Source organism: Bacillus sp. EU52, assembly GCF_037964975.1.
GTDB lineage: Bacteria > Bacillota > Bacilli > Bacillales > Bacillaceae > Bacillus > Bacillus subtilis.
In genome coordinates this window covers 4,019,613-4,034,366 of the sequence record NZ_CP150177.1, presented here as the reverse complement: position 1 = coordinate 4,034,366, position 14,754 = coordinate 4,019,613, and the positions used below count along the sequence as shown (strand labels likewise).

Sequence of the window (14,754 nt, the reverse complement as noted above, 5' to 3'; positions counted from 1 at the left end):
ATAAACTGCGTCTGCCCTCATTAATGGAGGGGAAATTGTGAATACGTCTTATTCACAATCAACTTTACGGCACAATCAAGTTTTGATTTGGCTTTGTGTTCTATCATTTTTCAGCGTATTAAATGAAATGGTTCTGAACGTCTCATTACCTGATATTGCCAACGAGTTTAATAAACTGCCAGCAAGTGCAAACTGGGTGAATACTGCCTTTATGTTAACCTTCTCCATTGGAACAGCTCTATATGGAAAGCTATCAGACCAGATGGGCATCAAAAATCTGCTTCTATTTGGGATTATGGTAAATGGCTTAGGGTCGATCATTGGATTTGTTGGACACTCTTTCTTTCCTATTCTCATTCTAGCCCGATTTATTCAAGGGATTGGTGCAGCCGCATTCCCAGCTCTTGTGATGGTTGTCGTTGCGCGCTATATTCCAAAAGAGAACAGGGGGAAAGCATTTGGCCTGATCGGGTCCCTGGTAGCAATGGGAGAAGGTGTTGGGCCAGCTATTGGCGGAATGGTTGCTCATTATATCCATTGGTCGTATTTGCTGCTTATTCCAACTGCAACAATTATCACCGTTCCATTCCTTATAAAATTGTTGAAAAAGGAAGAGAGAATAAGAGGACACATTGATATGGCAGGGATTATATTGATGTCTGCAGGTATCTTATTTTTTATGCTGTTTACAACATCTTATAGATTTTCTTTTCTGATCATCAGTATTCTTGCTTTCTTCATATTTGTAAAACACATTAGGAAAGCTCAGGACCCTTTTGTTGACCCTGAATTAGGGAAAAACGTCTTTTTTGTGATTGGAACCCTTTACGGAGGACTAATATTTGGTACAGCAGCAGGATTTGTCTCTATGGTTCCTTACATGATGAAAGATGTTCACCATTTAAGTACTGCAGCAATTGGAAGCGGCATTATTTTCCCCGGAACAATGAGTGTCATCATCTTCGGTTACATTGGGGGATTGCTTGTTGATCGGAAAGGTTCCTTGTATGTACTAACTATTGGAAGTGCCTTGCTTTCTTCCGGCTTTTTAATCGCTGCCTTTTTTATAGATGCAGCACCATGGATCATGACAATTATAGTAATTTTTGTTTTTGGGGGGCTATCTTTCACAAAAACAGTTATATCTACAGTTGTGTCTAGCAGTTTGAAAGAAAAGGAAGCGGGCGCTGGAATGAGTTTGCTTAATTTCACGAGCTTTTTATCAGAGGGAACGGGTATTGCGATTGTAGGCGGTTTATTATCTATCGGCTTCTTAGACCATAGGCTGCTGCCTATTGACGTTGATCACTCTACCTATTTGTATAGCAATATGCTCATACTTTTTGCAGGGACCATTGTTATTTGTTGGCTAGTAATCTTGAATGTATATAAACGTTCGCGGAGGCATCGCTAAATGAGTGAAAGGGTCAATCTTGTGAAAGTAATCCAAGGTTGATCCTTTTTTGTAAAATGAATAAACATGGCATCAATAGCATGTTCTTTAGATTAGCCATCGTTAGCTATACCCCATAGATACGAGAACAGGCTTGTTTTCGCGTTTCGCTTTTTCATATGCTTCTTCTCCCCAAGGGAACCAGTCCACAGGGTTATGAGCATGTTGAAGTAAAATAAGTAGACTTCTCAGCGATTAATTCTATTGGGTTTATGGTTAGTGGGCATAGGATCACCTCTTAGCCGATTTACTTAAAAGAGGGAGAATGAAATATACTATAATGTTTAATTATGTTAATGCGTCCTTTCCAGTCTTCTTTTCTTTTAATACAAGAGAATGGATATTTTTAGCTCTGTTAAAGTTGATAATTCAATAGTATTAAGGGGAACCCATTGGAGTCCCCTTTAGTTCAATAAGAAAAATAACTGTCGAGTGTTACCTTACAATGTATATTTTGGAGGGAAAGATTTTTTTAGCCATTCCAATGATAAACGATTTGCACAACGCCAGAGGAAAATGTTCTTGTATTCACCATTTTTAAATTTATCCTCTGTTTTACATCAATAAACAACGGTTTTCCTTCTCCCAAAACAACAGGGTGAATAGATAATCTAAATTCATCAACAAGCCCCAAATTTATAAAAGTTGTAATGAGACTCGCTCCACCATATAGCCAGATGTCTTTGCCAGACTTTTTCTTCAATTTATTTACTTCTTCAAGAATATTATCATTTATAAATATGGCTTGATTATCAATCTCATTTTGTGTTCTGGAAAAAACATATTTCTTTTTACTATGAACCAATTTCCAAATTTCCTTTTCTGTATCAGGGTCTTCATCTTTTGGAATATATTGTCCCCATAAATCGTAGCTTTTTCTGCCATATAAAATAGTATCAATTTGATTTAAGAAATCAGTAAACCCCATATCAGGGTCCATAATGCACCAATCAACTTCTCCATTTTTCCCTTCAATAAAACCATCTAAAGTAACTGCTAAATCTAAAATGATTCTTCTCTGTTTTAAGTTATTTGTCATAACTATTCATCCTTTTCCATAAGAAGTTGGTAGAAATTCTTCTCCCACTCTCGCACCAGATAGACTAAGTTGCGTTTATGGACTGAGTGAAGAACAGTATCCTAAAATGAAAGTGCCCACTACTCTTCGCAGCTTGATTAGCCGGAACACTCTTTATCTTCACTTGGTTAAATGAAAGCTCTGCTCGATTAAGTTATAGATTTCGCCTTCTGGATCTGTCCGTTCTAAAACAATTGAAATCCAATGTTCCTTATCCATATGATATCCGGGTAAGACATTTTCCCCATTTCTTAAGCTATCACTTATTTCAGGGGGACATTTTAGATTTAGAATATCTATTTCGCCATGACCATCCAAGCCTAATTTTTCTGGGAGAACATTCATGATAAGACCGTACCATTTTTTGTTTGATGTATGTCTCAAAGAAGCATAGTTTGGGTATTTCTCCCACGGGTAATCAGGCGATGTACCGTATTTTTCTTTGAAGTGTTTAAAGATATCTTCTCTTGTTAACATACTCAATCACTCCTTTATTCACTCTCATTCTTTCATAGAAAAAACAAAGGTCAACGGATTTTTGGTAGTCTTTTGGACATGTCACCAATGGCAGAGTTATATCTAATGCTTCTAATCCCCACGGGTACCATTCAATGGCGGGTTGAAGGAAGTATGCTTTTTCATATTGATGAATCTATTATTGTTAGTAGGCACGGGATCATCTATTCCTTTTTACTGTACCACAAGCCTCTGTTGAAATACCCCATTAAGACAGTGAAATAGAAAAATCGCTATATATAAAAGGTGATGGATGCTGTTCTTGATCGAAACGAGTATGCTAATATAATCTCGTTTAGGAGGGGATTGATATGATCAAGAAAATGACTCAAATGAATTTGAAAGATTTCAATAAACCAAACGAACCTTTCGTTGTTTTTGGGAGAATGATACCTACTTTTGAAAACGGTGTTTGGACATATACTGAGGAACGATTTTCTAAACCTTATTTTAAACAATATGAAGATGATGAAATGGATGTTAGTTATATTGAAGATGAAGGGAAGGTTGTCTTTTTATATTATGTTGAAAACAACTGCATCGGCCGGATTAAGATTCGTTCTAACTGGAATGGGTATGCACTAATAGAGGACATTGCCGTTGCAAAAGACTATAGACAAAAAGGCGTTGGAACAGCATTATTACATAAAGCGATTGAGTGGGCAAAGGAGAATCGCTTTTGTGGTCTTATGCTTGAAACACAAGATATTAATGTTTCAGCTTGTCGTTTTTATGCCAAACATCACTTTATAATAGGTGCAGTTGATACGATGCTTTATTCCAACCTTCCAACAGCAAATGAAATTGCGATTTTTTGGTACTATAAATTTTAATTTATCATAAAATTATTGAACGAAACGTAGCTTGTTTTGCGTTTCGTTTTTTCAAAGAAGAGGTTTTTTAACCCCTTCTTTTTTTTGATAAGAATTGTTTTTCCACAATAGGCATAAAAACGTGAAGGATCATTCCTCCTAAACAGACGGTTAATAGGGTTCCGATGCCGATAGGGCCTTTAAAGATGATGGCTAATACTAAGAAAAGAGCGTATACCAATGTTCTTGAAAACAAGATTGTTCTTTTGGAGAGATCTCGGATAATAAGTGTTAAATGATCGATGGGTGTTGATGCGAATTTCGTCTGAAGATAGATGGCTGTTCCAAGACCGATGAGCACCAATCCAATTCCGAAACAAATCAGTTTGCTTAACAACGCATTTAGATAGATGGTGTTTTTTACAACAAACAACCATAGGTCAATGCCTATTCCAGTAATGAATGCTGTAATTAAGCCTAGCAAAATAGGTTTTTTTCTCGTTAATATAGCGTTGCAGATTAAGAGGATCACAGAAATAAGGACCTCCCAGCTCCCTACGGTAAGACCGATTTCTTTTGACAGACCAACCAAAAGGGCATCGAAGGGTGATGTGCCCAGTCCTGATTGTATGGTTAAGGAAATGCCCAAACTTAATATGAGTATGCCTAATCCGTAAAAAATATATTTCATGTTAAATCCGCGATATGTCTTTTGTCATCAAGACATGAGGGATGCCGTCTTCCATAAATGCCTGTGAAGAAATCTGGTAGCCCAGTTTTTGATAAAAGCCTGCTGCTTGTGTTTGACCATGCAGCTTACATGCAGTCAGTCCTTTTTCTTTTATGATTTCTTCTAACCCGCTTACGATGACTTTCCCCAATCCATACTTACGGTAAGGTTTTAGGATGCAGATTCTTTCCAGCTTTGCTGTATGGTCAACGATGCGCACACGGCCCGTGCCGACAGGCTGATTCTCATGATATACCAAGACATGCTGGCATTGTTCCTGGAGCGTATCAAATTCATCAAACTCTTCGGATTCCGATACATGTTGCTCCTCAATGAAAACCGTCTTTCTAATATTCAAAGCTGCATGTAAATCAGCTTCAGTTGTTATTCTTTTTATATTCATTATGAATCAATCCTTTTCTGATATTAGTCTGGACTGTACAGTATGCATGTGGTCTTATAATAGTAAGGTTAAAACATTTTTGTTGTAATTGCAACAAAAAAATACGTGAGGGGTTTTAGGAATGAATGATATTTTGCGTGAGATCGGCATGATAGCAAGAGCGTTGGATTCCATAAGCAACATCGAATTTAAAGATTTGGACTTAACAAGAGGGCAGTATCTCTATCTCGTACGTATATACGAAAATCCGGGAATTATTCAAGAAAAATTGGCGGAAATGATAAAAGTGGACCGGACAACGGCCGCGCGGGCCATTAAGAAGCTGGAAATGCAGGGATTTATTCAAAAACTGCCGGATGAGCAAAATAAAAAAATAAAAAAACTGTTCCCGACTGAGAAAGGGAAAAAGGTATATCCATTGTTAAGAAGAGAAGGAGAACATTCCACGGAAGTGGCCTTGTCCGGTTTTACTTCAGAGGAAAAGGAAACCATTTCTGCACTCCTTCATAGAGTGAGGAAGAATATAGAACGTGATTGGGAATATGTGAAGAAGGGGAACAAAAGGGATTATTAATGGACAATGTTAACAAGTCGAGCTGATGCTGGCGAAAATCGACGCCTCCTTCTCAAGAATCTAGTTCACTTCTGTTTTCTTTAAAACTATCAAAAAATTTCCACAGGAGATGGTTTGCGTGAACTTGAGACAATTATCAGAGCATGTCTATCAATGTGAATTTGAGCTTGATGTGCCTCTTCGGATTCCGGTTCATACCTGGTTTATCAAAGATGGTGATGATGTATATATTGTTGATACGGGAATAGAACGTTTTGCTGATGCTCAAATTAGGGCAGCGTTAGCGATCGGCAATCCAAAAGCCATTTTGCTTACCCATGGCCACAGTGATCATATCGGAGGTGCATCAAAATGGTTAGAGAGATTTGATATTCCGATTTTTGCGCACCAGAAAGAACTAAAGTACATCAATGGGGAAGAGCCATATCCGAACAAAAATGAAGTGGAGAACACAGGGGTAGCCCATATTATCCCGCCGCTGACGGAGCAAACGCTTGCTCACCTGCCTCTGAAATACTATTTAACACCTGGCCATTCGCCGGGGCATGTCGTGTATGATCATAAAATCGATCGTACGCTATTAACGGGCGACCTTTTTATCACAAGTAAGGAGGATTTACACCCACCTATAAGAAGATTCAGTGTTGATATAAATGAGAACATCGATAGCGGCTCAATCATAGATCAAATCAAACCAACGCTCATTTGCTCTTCACATGGCGAAGAAATACTTTATAACGAAGAATTGTATAAAAACAATGTGGTAAGGTATAGGGATTAATGGAAGTGAAAAACATAAGCTGAAAATTCTTCAGCATGGTGCAGCTCTCGATCCGATTTACTCACACCCAAAAAGAAAAAATGGCAGCTGCCTGCCGCAGAGGCTTTTGCGGAGCTTGTTTTACATTCGATTCATGAGCAAAAGGAGTGAGTGTCAGGCTCACTCCTATTCTATTTAAATTGCGGCTGTGAGCTTTGGTTTTACAAATTTCATGAAAATCCCTCTGACTAATGGGCCCATAATCAGTAATTGCAATGGATAGGCCAGGATGAAATTTTTCAACACAATCATAAGATAAGCACTGAAGAGGCTGTCCCCGTTCAGCCCATTTGCTAGAACCGCTGTCACTAAACCGAACACAGACATACAAAGTACCATGCCAATCACCATACAAGTTGACATGGCAAGGATGACATAAATTTTTTTAGTCTTGTCGAACGGCATGCGGAATGCAATCTTCTTGGCGAGGGGGCCCACTAACAGTAAATCTAACAGGAGGGCGACCATAAAACCGATGACCATTTCAAAAACTGTCATCAGTGAAAAATCCTGAATGGCTCCGTTGATGATGGCATTGTAAATCGACATGACGCAGACCATTCCAAAACACATCATCACGCCAAATATAAGACCCTCTTTTTTATTTGCTGGCATACAATCATTCCTTCTCTCCATAATCGGTGATTAGTATACCAATGAACCGTTCATGCTCATAAGTGACAAATTTGTGAACAATCTAGCAGAATCGTCTTGTTTTGTCATCAGCACATGCGGAATGCCGTCCAGCATAAATTCATCTGATGCAGTCTGATAGCCGAGCTTTTCATAAAAGCCTGCCGCCTGTGTCTGGCCGTGCAGTTTGAAGGCAGAAATGCCTTGTTCTTTCACAATACGTTCTAATGCATCGACGATCACTTTTCCCAAACCGAATTTGCGGTAAGACTTCAGAATGCAGATTCGTTCCAGTTTCCCCGTGTGGCCAACGATACGGACACGTGCAGTGCCAACAGGTACATTCTGATGATAAGCCAGGATGTGCTGGCAATCACCGTGGAGTGTATCGAACTCATCGAATTCATCCGAAATGGGACAGCCTTGTTCCTCTACAAATACTGCCTTTCTGATTTCAAACGCTGTATGTAAATCCTGTTCTGACGTGATTTTTTTGACATTCATGCTTGAATCCTCCCTACTCAGAAAAATGGCTGATCACATATTGTTTAAAGGTCTCAGCAACCGGTGATAAAAACCTGCCTTTTATCCAGGCAATTCCTATGACACGCTGACATTCCGGCCAGCTGACGCGGATTTTGGTGATTTTGCTTTGGTCTAAGCCTTTCAGGTCTGGGAGAATAGATATGCCCAGTCCGGCTGCCACAAAACCTGCGGCAGTAGCTGCTTCTTCTCCTTCAAACATAATGTTCGGCTGTATATCGGCCTTCTCAAACAGCTCATCGACCGTCATCCGAAGCGCATAGCCCTTTTTCAATAAAATAAAACGCTCCCCGGCAATCTCATTCAGGGTAATGCTTTCGCGACTGGCTAATGGGTGATCATTTGGCACAAATACAAAGAGTTCTTCACTCCACAGCTTGATCCATTGGATCGGATTTTCAGGCTTAATCGAAGCGAGGAGACAGAGGTCCAGATCCCCGGATTTTAATCGTTCAAGCAGCCAATAAGAGTGGTTTTGCTTCAGCTGGAAGGAAATGTTGGAGTATTCCTGCTGAAAGGAGCCGATGAGATCGGGCACGAGCGTGGTGCCTAATGTATGTAAAAAACCGAGAGAGACTACGCCTTGGTCTGGCTTTAATAAGGCTTGGATTTCTTCTTTTCCTTCGGTGTACTCCTTCATCATCGCCTGAACCCGCCGCAAAAAAATGTGTCCGTATTGATTTAAGCTAATGGATCGTCCTTGCCTGTCAAATAGCGGCACGCCCAAATGATTTTCCAGCCTGGCGATAGAGCGTGAAAGCGCAGGCTGTGTGATGGAGAGGCTTTTTGCGGCTTTCGTGACGTGCTGCATTCGGGCCAGTGTTTGAAAATATTCAAGTTGTTCCCATTCCAATTATCATCCCTCCTTTATTACATATAAGCATGAAAATAATATTTTATATGCATTATACAACATATATCAACGGTGCTAAGATAGTAATATAAACAGACTCGAGGATGTTTGAATTCGGAAGAAATAAAGGATGATTGTTTATGAATGGCAGTGCTCCACAACATGATGAGGGACCAATAAAGTCCCGATGACATACATTCAAAAAGGCACACCGGTTTTTCGAAAAATTACGTTTGCTTTCTTCGCTGCGGGTTTCAATACATTTGCGATTCTATATTGCGTACAGCCGCTCATGGAGGAATTCACGCGGGAATTTCATGTAACGCCTACTGCGGCGAGTCTTTCTTTATCTGTTACCACAATGCTGTTAGCTGTGAGCATGCTTGTCTTTGGTTCATTATCCGAGGTGTGGGGGCGCAAGCCGATTATGGGTATTTCCATGCTGGCCGCATCGGTTCTCTGTCTGGCATCGGCCTTCAGTCCGAGCTTTCATACACTGCTCGTATTGAGAACTGTTCAAGGCGTTGCGCTCGCAGGCCTTCCGTCGATTGCGATGGCTTATCTTGGGGAAGAAATTGAACCCGGAAGTCTTGGATCAGCGATGGGGCTATATATCAGCGGAAATGCAATCGGCGCCGTTTTCGGAAGGATCGTTTCCGGGCTCCTGAGCGAGTACTTGAATTGGCATATGGCGATGGGGGCAATTGGTGTCATTAGTTTGATTGCTAGTATTATATTTTTTATAAATTTGCCGCCATCCAGGCATTTTACGCCAAGAAAATTGAAGCTCGGGAAATTGGGAATGTCTCTGATCGGCCACTTGAGGGACCGTAAACTATTCAGCTTGTTTCTCATTGGTTTTTTGCTGCTCGGAAGCAATGTTGCATTGTTTAATTACATTGTGTATGTGCTGTTGGGCCCGCCGTATTCGCTTAATAAAGCATTTGCCAGCTGGATATTTATTGTGATGATTGTAGGCATTTTCAGCTCGTCTTTCATTGGAAGAATGGTTGATCGATATGGCTATCCAAAAATACTGGTGATGAATATTTTCATCGTCATTGCAGGTGCTTTATTCACGATAAACAGTATGCTGGCAGTGAAAATTCTGGGGATTGCCCTCTTTACATTCGGTTTTTTCGGCGGACATTCAGTTGCCAGCAGCTGGGTGGGCAGGAGAGCCCTTCATAACAAAGCACAGGCTTCATCGCTGTATTTGTTCTTTTATTACGCCGGTTCAAGTGTTTGCGGAACAGTCGGAGGGCTATTCTGGTCTGCTTTTCACTGGCTGGGCGTCGTCGGTATGATCACCTTCATGCTGCTGGTTGCGTTATGGCTGTCGGGATACTTGGCAAGAAGTGCGAAAGTGCCGGATAAAAGGAACGAAAAAGGATTGAATTGATCAGTAAAAAAGGACCGTTAGCGGGTCCTTTTTTATTTCCAATGGGCAGGGATTCGTAAAGACAGCGGCAGCTTTGTGTTCGAATCGCCGTTGGCGGCGTTCACCTGTGCCTGTGTCAGAAAGATGCTCCCGGTCAGGTCGGCGCCGCTGAGATCAGCGTCTCTCATATCTGCACCGATAAAGTCTGTCATTCTCAAATCGGCATTTCTCAGATCGGCGGCTATGAGCAGCGCCCCTCTTAGATTTGCTCCTCGCAGATCAAGCCCTTTCAGTTTCGCGCCGATCAGGACACTTCCCCGGCTGACTTTTTTCGGGAGTTTTGGATGGCGGGCTTGGGCACGCACCAGCTCACTCGTTTTTAACAGCCATTCATTGACCTCAGCTCGATGCTCGTCCACCTGCAGTGTCAGCAAGCGTTCTTTGCTGAGCCTGGTGAGCCTTTCTATTTTTTCGAAACTGGTTCTCAGTTCAGGATGAATCGGCTTGGCTATATCTATAGAAAGAGCTTCATGTAAATACCAGAGCATTTCGTGCAGCTGCTGCATGATAGGAAAAACGTCAAACATCTGGTTGGCCGTTTCGGGGCTGTTTCGCCAATCCTTTCCCTCATAAGTGATTTGGGATACTTTTTGGCCGGCGCCAAAGCATTCATATGCAGAGCAGCCTCGAAATCCTTTTTCTCTGAGATCTTTATGTATAGAACATTGATAGTTTGATTGTAAGTTGCGGCAAGGTGTGCCCCCGTCTTTATCAAAAGCAAAATCTGCCGACTTCGCATAAGGCAAGGCGACACAGCACAGGCCAAAACAGTGCTGGCAATCCGCACTTAAATCATGATGTATATTGTCATGTAACGTTACTTCCGCAGACAATAATGTCCACCCCTTCACTTGGGTACTTTGTTAAATATATCTATTTGATTATATAGGAAAATAGGATACTTTTCATTTTGTTTTCACGGTTTCAGTGAACTAACGATGTATAATATATCCAATCATGATGATTGGGGGAATTCATTTGGAACAGCAATTGAAAGACATCATCTCTGCGTGTGATTTGGCAATCCAAAATGAAGATTTTGATACACTGATGAATTATTATTCGGAAGATGCCATTTTAGTTGTGAAGCCGGGCATGATCGCGCGAGGCAAAGAAGAAATCAAAAAAGCGTTTATCACGATTGCAAACTATTTCAATCATCATATTGTCCCGACACAAGGGGAAATGATCCTGTTGGAAGCAGGTGACACGGTACTCATCCTTTCTCAGACACTGCTTGATTCGGATAAAAAGGACTCCGAGTATGCGATGGAAAGAAGGGCGACCTATGTATTTAAGAAGAATGCGCAAGGCGAGTGGCTTTGTGTAATCGATAACTCTTATGGTACGGATTTAATTGGTGTGTAAGATATGTCTTTGATGTGCCATTCCTGCATATAATGATTCATTCAGCTGATTAGGGAAGGTGACACAATTGAATGTGTATGACATCAGAATGGCTCCTTATTGGTTTTATGAAAGCAGAGGATTTGTTCAACATCCATACGTATTTCGGCAGCCCGTCTCCTCACGTGCAATCATTGCATCTACCCGCGGCGATGTAACGGGAGACGGCGTTATTGACGAGGTCTTTCTAACTGGAAATCAAATGCCCGGCAGCCCGTTATGGAGAGATATCACATTGGTGATCCGTGATGGCAGAACCCATCAGGAGCAGCAGATTCAGCTTCAAAACAATATGGGATACAATCCGTCACTTTTTCTGGGGGATATGACAGGCGACAAGATTGAGGATGTGGCAGTGGTAATGGATACAGGGGGAAGTGGCGGTGCTATTTATGCATATGTGTTTGCCTATCTAAACAGGCAGTTCCGGCGAATTTTCAATTCAGATGTATTGAATGATGAATTAAAGTACAGTGTGAGGTATCAAAATCAATATAAAGCGAGCGTCATCAGTCATCAGCAAAACGAAACGTATATCCTCGACCTTACTTACAAAGGCAGGGAATATTTGAATGAGATTTATAACAGCCAAGGTGTGTTAAAAATGCCGATAGAAGGATGGGTGAATCCTTTATCGGGCTTGTATCCGGTTGATTTTGACAGAGACGGCGTATACGAATTATTGGCGTACCAGCGGATAGCGGGAAGGTATAACGCCGACTCATTGGGATATGTTCAAACCGTATTGAAATGGAACGGACGGCGTTTTGCCGTGGACCGGCAGAATGTTTCGATTGTTGGCGGGGCTGTCTCGTAATCCTGATGGCTGTCACCCTATAAAGGGTGACAAAACACTACAGGTGTTCTGCAACGACAACCAAATAATAAGATAAACCGGTTTGCTGCTCTTCTAACATTCCTCTATGGAAATCATCTTGCATAAAAAAACGTGTTTGTTTTACGTAATCTTCTTTACTTGTCGGATGCCCGTTCTGATTTAGGAACTTAAGATGATTCATGACATGCTCTTGCACGGAAGGGTCATGATACGTTACACCATTTCTTAAAAAATCAGCCATCCTATCAAGAAAATGTTTAGCCTCTATTGCCATTTTGTTCATTTCATCGACATTGATTGTATGTGTATCCAATTCAAAATCGTAACGCTCTTTTAAATACCCATTTTGTTCTGCTAAAGATTGTTTCCATTCTTCAGCGCTTTCAAATCCTTTAAACATTACCTTATGATCCATGTTTTCACCTTTTCTCGTGTATTCTAAAGATGTGTTGACTGTTTGAATGAGACGCTGATACTTTTCAATTTTCTTTTCAAACAGCTTTTTTTGTTTTTCTAATGTACTTGTTCTTTTAGCATCCTCATTTAGTAATGTTTTGATTTCTGACAAAGGAATATCTAATTCTTTGTAAAAAAGGATTTCCTGCAGTCTTTTTAGTTCGTCAGCACCATAGTACCGATATCCGGCTTCGCTTATTTCCTTTGGGGCTAGCAAGCCGATTTTGTGGTAATGATAAAGCGTTTTGATTGTGACATTCGCAATATTGGATAGTTCTTTTACTGTTAATTTCTCCATCCGACTCCTCCTTTCTTCTTTCACTATGAGGCCTTACCTTTGGTTGGAGTCAAGGATAAAATGGTGGTGTTTTCGTCCGAAGACAGACTAGTGAATGTGGGAGAAAGAAAATAACACCTGGCGGATTCAAAGAAAAGAGTGCTTTTCAGCAAGCACTCTTCATTCCAGTTTAATTCGTTTTACATCCCCTAAAACAAACACATAAAAAACCAATCCCAGCAACAGCACAAAACCAGCTACCAGAAAGCTGAGTGTAAAGGAGCCTGTCACATCAAACAAATACCCTGTCAGTGACGCAGCAATAATGCCTCCGAACAGGTTGTTTGCGAGATTCACCATGGAGCTCAGCATGGATACGGAACCGATCGGCGCGAGTTCTGCGGAGATGGACCAGCCGACCGGAGCGGTTGCTGAAATTCCGGCGAGTCCGATGGAAATGCAAATAATGGCTACGGTAATATTGTTCGTCAGAATGGAGCCTAAAAAGAAAAAGCCAAAGCTCATTCCGACTATGATTACGGTTCGGTACACCTTGGTGTTAGGATAGCCTTTCTTAATAAAATAATCGACGAGCCAGCCGCCGACGGCAATTCCGGAAATGGTTGAGATCAGCCACGGCACTGCCGTAAATAAACCGGACGACATGAGATCCATACCGTATGTATGTTTAAAGAAAGTCGGAAGCCAGGTGAGCAGCAGGTTGAATGTATACCCGTACCCTGTAAATCCGATCATTAAGCCCCATACTTTCCGATTGGTGAAAAGCTTTTTTAAAAGCGGGCCCGTTTTGTAAGGGATTTGCTCTGTTGTAATGGCATTGTGTTTTTGAATATAGTTTAGTTCACTTTTAGAAATACGTTTGTGCCGTTCAGGCTGTTCATAATACTGCCAGAAAAAGATCGTAAACAGCACATTGATGCATCCAATCGTCAAAAAAGCGACACGCCAGTCAAATGTTGTGACAAGAAAGGCGACCAATGGCGCGCCGATTACATTTGAAAACTTGGCGGCCGAATCGAACAGTGAGTTTGCCAATCCCCGCTCACTTGGAGGAAACCAGAGAGCGGTTGCTTTAGAGGCAGCAGGGAACGCAGAGGCGCTCGTCAGCCCAATGAGAAACCGGAACAGATACAACAGCAATTTTCCTTGCAAAAAAGCAAGAAGGATCGTTAAAAAGCTCCATATTGTCATTCCAACCCTCGTGACCCATGCGACCCCAAAACGGTCCAGCAAACTTCCGACAGGCAGCTGCATCAGTGTATAGGAATAGGTGTAAATGGAAAACACGATGCCGAGTTCAGTTGCAGTAAGGTGAAACGAATCTTGTATCGCAGGGGCCGCTACCGAGATGGCCACTCGGTCAAAATAATTAAGAATAATAATGCCGCTAAGTAACGAAGATATGTACCATCTGGTATGCCCAGGCCGTTTCACGCGCTCTTGACTCATGATGAAAACCTCCTCTGTCATAGCATGATCTCCTGATGGAAAAACCATTCAAATTTTAAATACCACAGCGCGCTTTTATATAAACGGCAGGAATTTGACTGGAACAGATCGGTGCTTTAGAATGAAAGTAATAAAAATGAACACTCCAAAGGGGAGTAGCTTTCACAGTAAAGTCGTCATTACGGGACAAGGTGTCCTCGGCTTTGCTGGCAATCTCATTGTTAGCGAGACCTTTGCCAAATCTGATTTGGTGAAGGTCTTTTTGTTTCAGGAACTTCACCAAATTGGTGGAGTTTTTTCATTTTTACCAAAAAGGGAGAGGAGCATCAGAATGTCTAAGCTGAAAAAGTGGCTGAAGCGTGAATTGGTGAGGAAAGGGCTGCCGTTAGCGAAAGAGAAATTGATTCCGATCTTAAAAGAAAAAATGAAAAAGAAACAATAAGGGGGCTG

The 14,754-nt window shown here is 41.3% G+C and carries 18 protein-coding genes and 2 pseudogenes; 9 read left to right on the top strand and 11 right to left on the bottom strand.

The window, feature by feature from the left end; translation table 11 throughout:
• Positions 1-37: 37 nt before the first annotated feature.
• Positions 38-1,414 carry a tetracycline efflux MFS transporter Tet(L) gene (gene tet(L), locus NSU05_RS20750; protein ID WP_032722818.1) on the top strand — a complete coding sequence of 459 codons (1,377 nt, stop codon included), beginning with the start codon at positions 38-40 and terminating at the stop codon, positions 1,412-1,414.
• Positions 1,415-1,519: 105 nt separating this feature from the next.
• Here tet(L) and NSU05_RS20745 read toward each other — a convergent pair.
• From NSU05_RS20745 to NSU05_RS20735, 3 genes and pseudogenes are all read right to left on the bottom strand, one after another.
• A pseudogene (locus tag NSU05_RS20745) lies at positions 1,520-1,667 on the bottom strand (DUF255 domain-containing protein); the annotation flags it as partial.
• Between the two features lie 258 nt (positions 1,668-1,925).
• Positions 1,926-2,492, bottom strand: coding sequence for a dihydrofolate reductase family protein (locus tag NSU05_RS20740; protein ID WP_038429963.1), 567 nt, complete (start codon positions 2,490-2,492; stop codon positions 1,926-1,928).
• Between the two features lie 159 nt (positions 2,493-2,651).
• Complete coding sequence (locus NSU05_RS20735; RefSeq protein WP_038429962.1) at positions 2,652-3,008, bottom strand: MmcQ/YjbR family DNA-binding protein; 357 nt, start codon at positions 3,006-3,008, stop codon at positions 2,652-2,654.
• A gap of 350 nt (positions 3,009-3,358) precedes the next feature.
• Here NSU05_RS20735 and satA point away from each other — a divergent pair, with 350 nt between their 5' ends.
• Positions 3,359-3,880 (top strand): streptothricin N-acetyltransferase SatA, encoded by a 522-nt coding sequence (satA, locus tag NSU05_RS20730; RefSeq protein WP_014481497.1) that lies wholly within the window; start codon positions 3,359-3,361, stop codon positions 3,878-3,880.
• 67 nt (positions 3,881-3,947) lie between these two features.
• Here the strand turns inward: satA and NSU05_RS20725 are convergent, their stop codons facing one another.
• The gene (locus tag NSU05_RS20725; protein ID WP_017695807.1) at positions 3,948-4,550 is read right to left on the bottom strand and encodes a YitT family protein; all 603 of its coding nucleotides are present in this window, start codon (positions 4,548-4,550) and stop codon (positions 3,948-3,950) included.
• A 1-nt stretch (position 4,551) separates the two neighbouring features.
• Positions 4,552-4,992, bottom strand: coding sequence for a GNAT family N-acetyltransferase (locus NSU05_RS20720; protein WP_038429960.1), 441 nt, complete (start codon positions 4,990-4,992; stop codon positions 4,552-4,554).
• Between the two features lie 121 nt (positions 4,993-5,113).
• Between NSU05_RS20720 and NSU05_RS20715 the strand changes: the two genes are divergently transcribed.
• From NSU05_RS20715 to NSU05_RS20705, 3 genes and pseudogenes are all read left to right on the top strand, one after another.
• Complete coding sequence (locus NSU05_RS20715; protein ID WP_003226875.1) at positions 5,114-5,566, top strand: MarR family transcriptional regulator; 453 nt, start codon at positions 5,114-5,116, stop codon at positions 5,564-5,566.
• 118 nt (positions 5,567-5,684) lie between these two features.
• A complete protein-coding gene (locus NSU05_RS20710; protein WP_038429959.1) occupies positions 5,685-6,347 on the top strand; it encodes an MBL fold metallo-hydrolase in 663 nt (220 codons plus the stop codon).
• A gap of 16 nt (positions 6,348-6,363) precedes the next feature.
• Positions 6,364-6,497: pseudogene (locus NSU05_RS20705) on the top strand (LysR family transcriptional regulator); the annotation flags it as partial.
• 24 nt (positions 6,498-6,521) lie between these two features.
• Here the strand turns inward: NSU05_RS20705 and NSU05_RS20700 are convergent.
• From NSU05_RS20700 to NSU05_RS20690, 3 genes are read right to left on the bottom strand one after another with little or no spacing between them, the layout of a single operon-like run.
• The gene (locus NSU05_RS20700) at positions 6,522-7,001 is read right to left on the bottom strand and encodes a DUF2798 domain-containing protein (protein ID WP_038429958.1); all 480 of its coding nucleotides are present in this window, start codon (positions 6,999-7,001) and stop codon (positions 6,522-6,524) included.
• 30 nt (positions 7,002-7,031) lie between these two features.
• Positions 7,032-7,523 carry a GNAT family N-acetyltransferase gene (locus tag NSU05_RS20695; RefSeq protein WP_046381480.1) on the bottom strand — a complete coding sequence of 164 codons (492 nt, stop codon included), beginning with the start codon at positions 7,521-7,523 and terminating at the stop codon, positions 7,032-7,034.
• A 13-nt stretch (positions 7,524-7,536) separates the two neighbouring features.
• The gene (locus NSU05_RS20690) at positions 7,537-8,415 is read right to left on the bottom strand and encodes a LysR family transcriptional regulator (protein WP_038429957.1); all 879 of its coding nucleotides are present in this window, start codon (positions 8,413-8,415) and stop codon (positions 7,537-7,539) included.
• Positions 8,416-8,602: 187 nt separating this feature from the next.
• On the opposite strand from NSU05_RS20690, the gene NSU05_RS20685 reads away from it, so the two are divergent.
• A complete protein-coding gene (locus NSU05_RS20685) occupies positions 8,603-9,817 on the top strand; it encodes an MFS transporter (RefSeq protein WP_038429956.1) in 1,215 nt (404 codons plus the stop codon).
• A 32-nt stretch (positions 9,818-9,849) separates the two neighbouring features.
• On the opposite strand, the gene NSU05_RS20680 is transcribed toward NSU05_RS20685, so the two are convergent.
• The gene (locus tag NSU05_RS20680) at positions 9,850-10,689 is read right to left on the bottom strand and encodes a pentapeptide repeat-containing protein (protein WP_038429955.1); all 840 of its coding nucleotides are present in this window, start codon (positions 10,687-10,689) and stop codon (positions 9,850-9,852) included.
• A gap of 145 nt (positions 10,690-10,834) precedes the next feature.
• Here NSU05_RS20680 and NSU05_RS20675 point away from each other — a divergent pair, with 145 nt between their 5' ends.
• Both NSU05_RS20675 and NSU05_RS20670 read left to right on the top strand, forming a co-directional pair.
• On the top strand, positions 10,835-11,224 hold the full coding sequence (locus NSU05_RS20675) for a nuclear transport factor 2 family protein (RefSeq protein WP_038429954.1): 390 nt from the start codon (positions 10,835-10,837) through the stop codon (positions 11,222-11,224).
• A 67-nt stretch (positions 11,225-11,291) separates the two neighbouring features.
• Positions 11,292-12,080, top strand: a complete 789-nt coding sequence (locus tag NSU05_RS20670) for a hypothetical protein (protein WP_038429953.1) — start codon at positions 11,292-11,294, stop codon at positions 12,078-12,080.
• Between the two features lie 37 nt (positions 12,081-12,117).
• On the opposite strand, the gene NSU05_RS20665 is transcribed toward NSU05_RS20670, so the two are convergent.
• Together NSU05_RS20665 and NSU05_RS20660 are read right to left on the bottom strand one after the other, a co-directional pair.
• A complete protein-coding gene (locus NSU05_RS20665) occupies positions 12,118-12,855 on the bottom strand; it encodes a MerR family transcriptional regulator (protein ID WP_038429951.1) in 738 nt (245 codons plus the stop codon).
• Between the two features lie 159 nt (positions 12,856-13,014).
• Positions 13,015-14,325 carry an MFS transporter gene (locus NSU05_RS20660; RefSeq protein WP_014478548.1) on the bottom strand — a complete coding sequence of 437 codons (1,311 nt, stop codon included), beginning with the start codon at positions 14,323-14,325 and terminating at the stop codon, positions 13,015-13,017.
• A gap of 100 nt (positions 14,326-14,425) precedes the next feature.
• Between NSU05_RS20660 and NSU05_RS20655 the strand changes: the two genes are divergently transcribed.
• Complete coding sequence (locus tag NSU05_RS20655) at positions 14,426-14,746, top strand: hypothetical protein (protein WP_033884415.1); 321 nt, start codon at positions 14,426-14,428, stop codon at positions 14,744-14,746.
• Positions 14,747-14,754 lie beyond the last annotated feature (8 nt).

What these genes read in the sequence shown, in the direction of transcription:
- NSU05_RS20740 (WP_038429963.1), bottom strand. Translation starts at nt 2,492, where the DNA reads ATGACAAATAACTTAAAACAGAGAAGAATCATTTTAGATTTAGCAGTT.
- NSU05_RS20735 (WP_038429962.1), bottom strand. Translation starts at nt 3,008, where the DNA reads ATGTTAACAAGAGAAGATATCTTTAAACACTTCAAAGAAAAATACGGT.
- satA (WP_014481497.1), top strand. Translation starts at nt 3,359, where the DNA reads ATGATCAAGAAAATGACTCAAATGAATTTGAAAGATTTCAATAAACCA.
- NSU05_RS20725 (WP_017695807.1), bottom strand. Translation starts at nt 4,550, where the DNA reads ATGAAATATATTTTTTACGGATTAGGCATACTCATATTAAGTTTGGGC.
- NSU05_RS20720 (WP_038429960.1), bottom strand. Translation starts at nt 4,992, where the DNA reads ATGAATATAAAAAGAATAACAACTGAAGCTGATTTACATGCAGCTTTG.
- NSU05_RS20715 (WP_003226875.1), top strand. Translation starts at nt 5,114, where the DNA reads ATGAATGATATTTTGCGTGAGATCGGCATGATAGCAAGAGCGTTGGAT.
- NSU05_RS20700 (WP_038429958.1), bottom strand. Translation starts at nt 7,001, where the DNA reads ATGCCAGCAAATAAAAAAGAGGGTCTTATATTTGGCGTGATGATGTGT.
- NSU05_RS20695 (WP_046381480.1), bottom strand. Translation starts at nt 7,523, where the DNA reads ATGAATGTCAAAAAAATCACGTCAGAACAGGATTTACATACAGCGTTT.
- NSU05_RS20685 (WP_038429956.1), top strand. Translation starts at nt 8,603, where the DNA reads ATGACATACATTCAAAAAGGCACACCGGTTTTTCGAAAAATTACGTTT.
- NSU05_RS20665 (WP_038429951.1), bottom strand. Translation starts at nt 12,855, where the DNA reads ATGGAGAAATTAACAGTAAAAGAACTATCCAATATTGCGAATGTCACA.
- NSU05_RS20660 (WP_014478548.1), bottom strand. Translation starts at nt 14,325, where the DNA reads ATGACAGAGGAGGTTTTCATCATGAGTCAAGAGCGCGTGAAACGGCCT.
- NSU05_RS20655 (WP_033884415.1), top strand. Translation starts at nt 14,426, where the DNA reads ATGAAAGTAATAAAAATGAACACTCCAAAGGGGAGTAGCTTTCACAGT.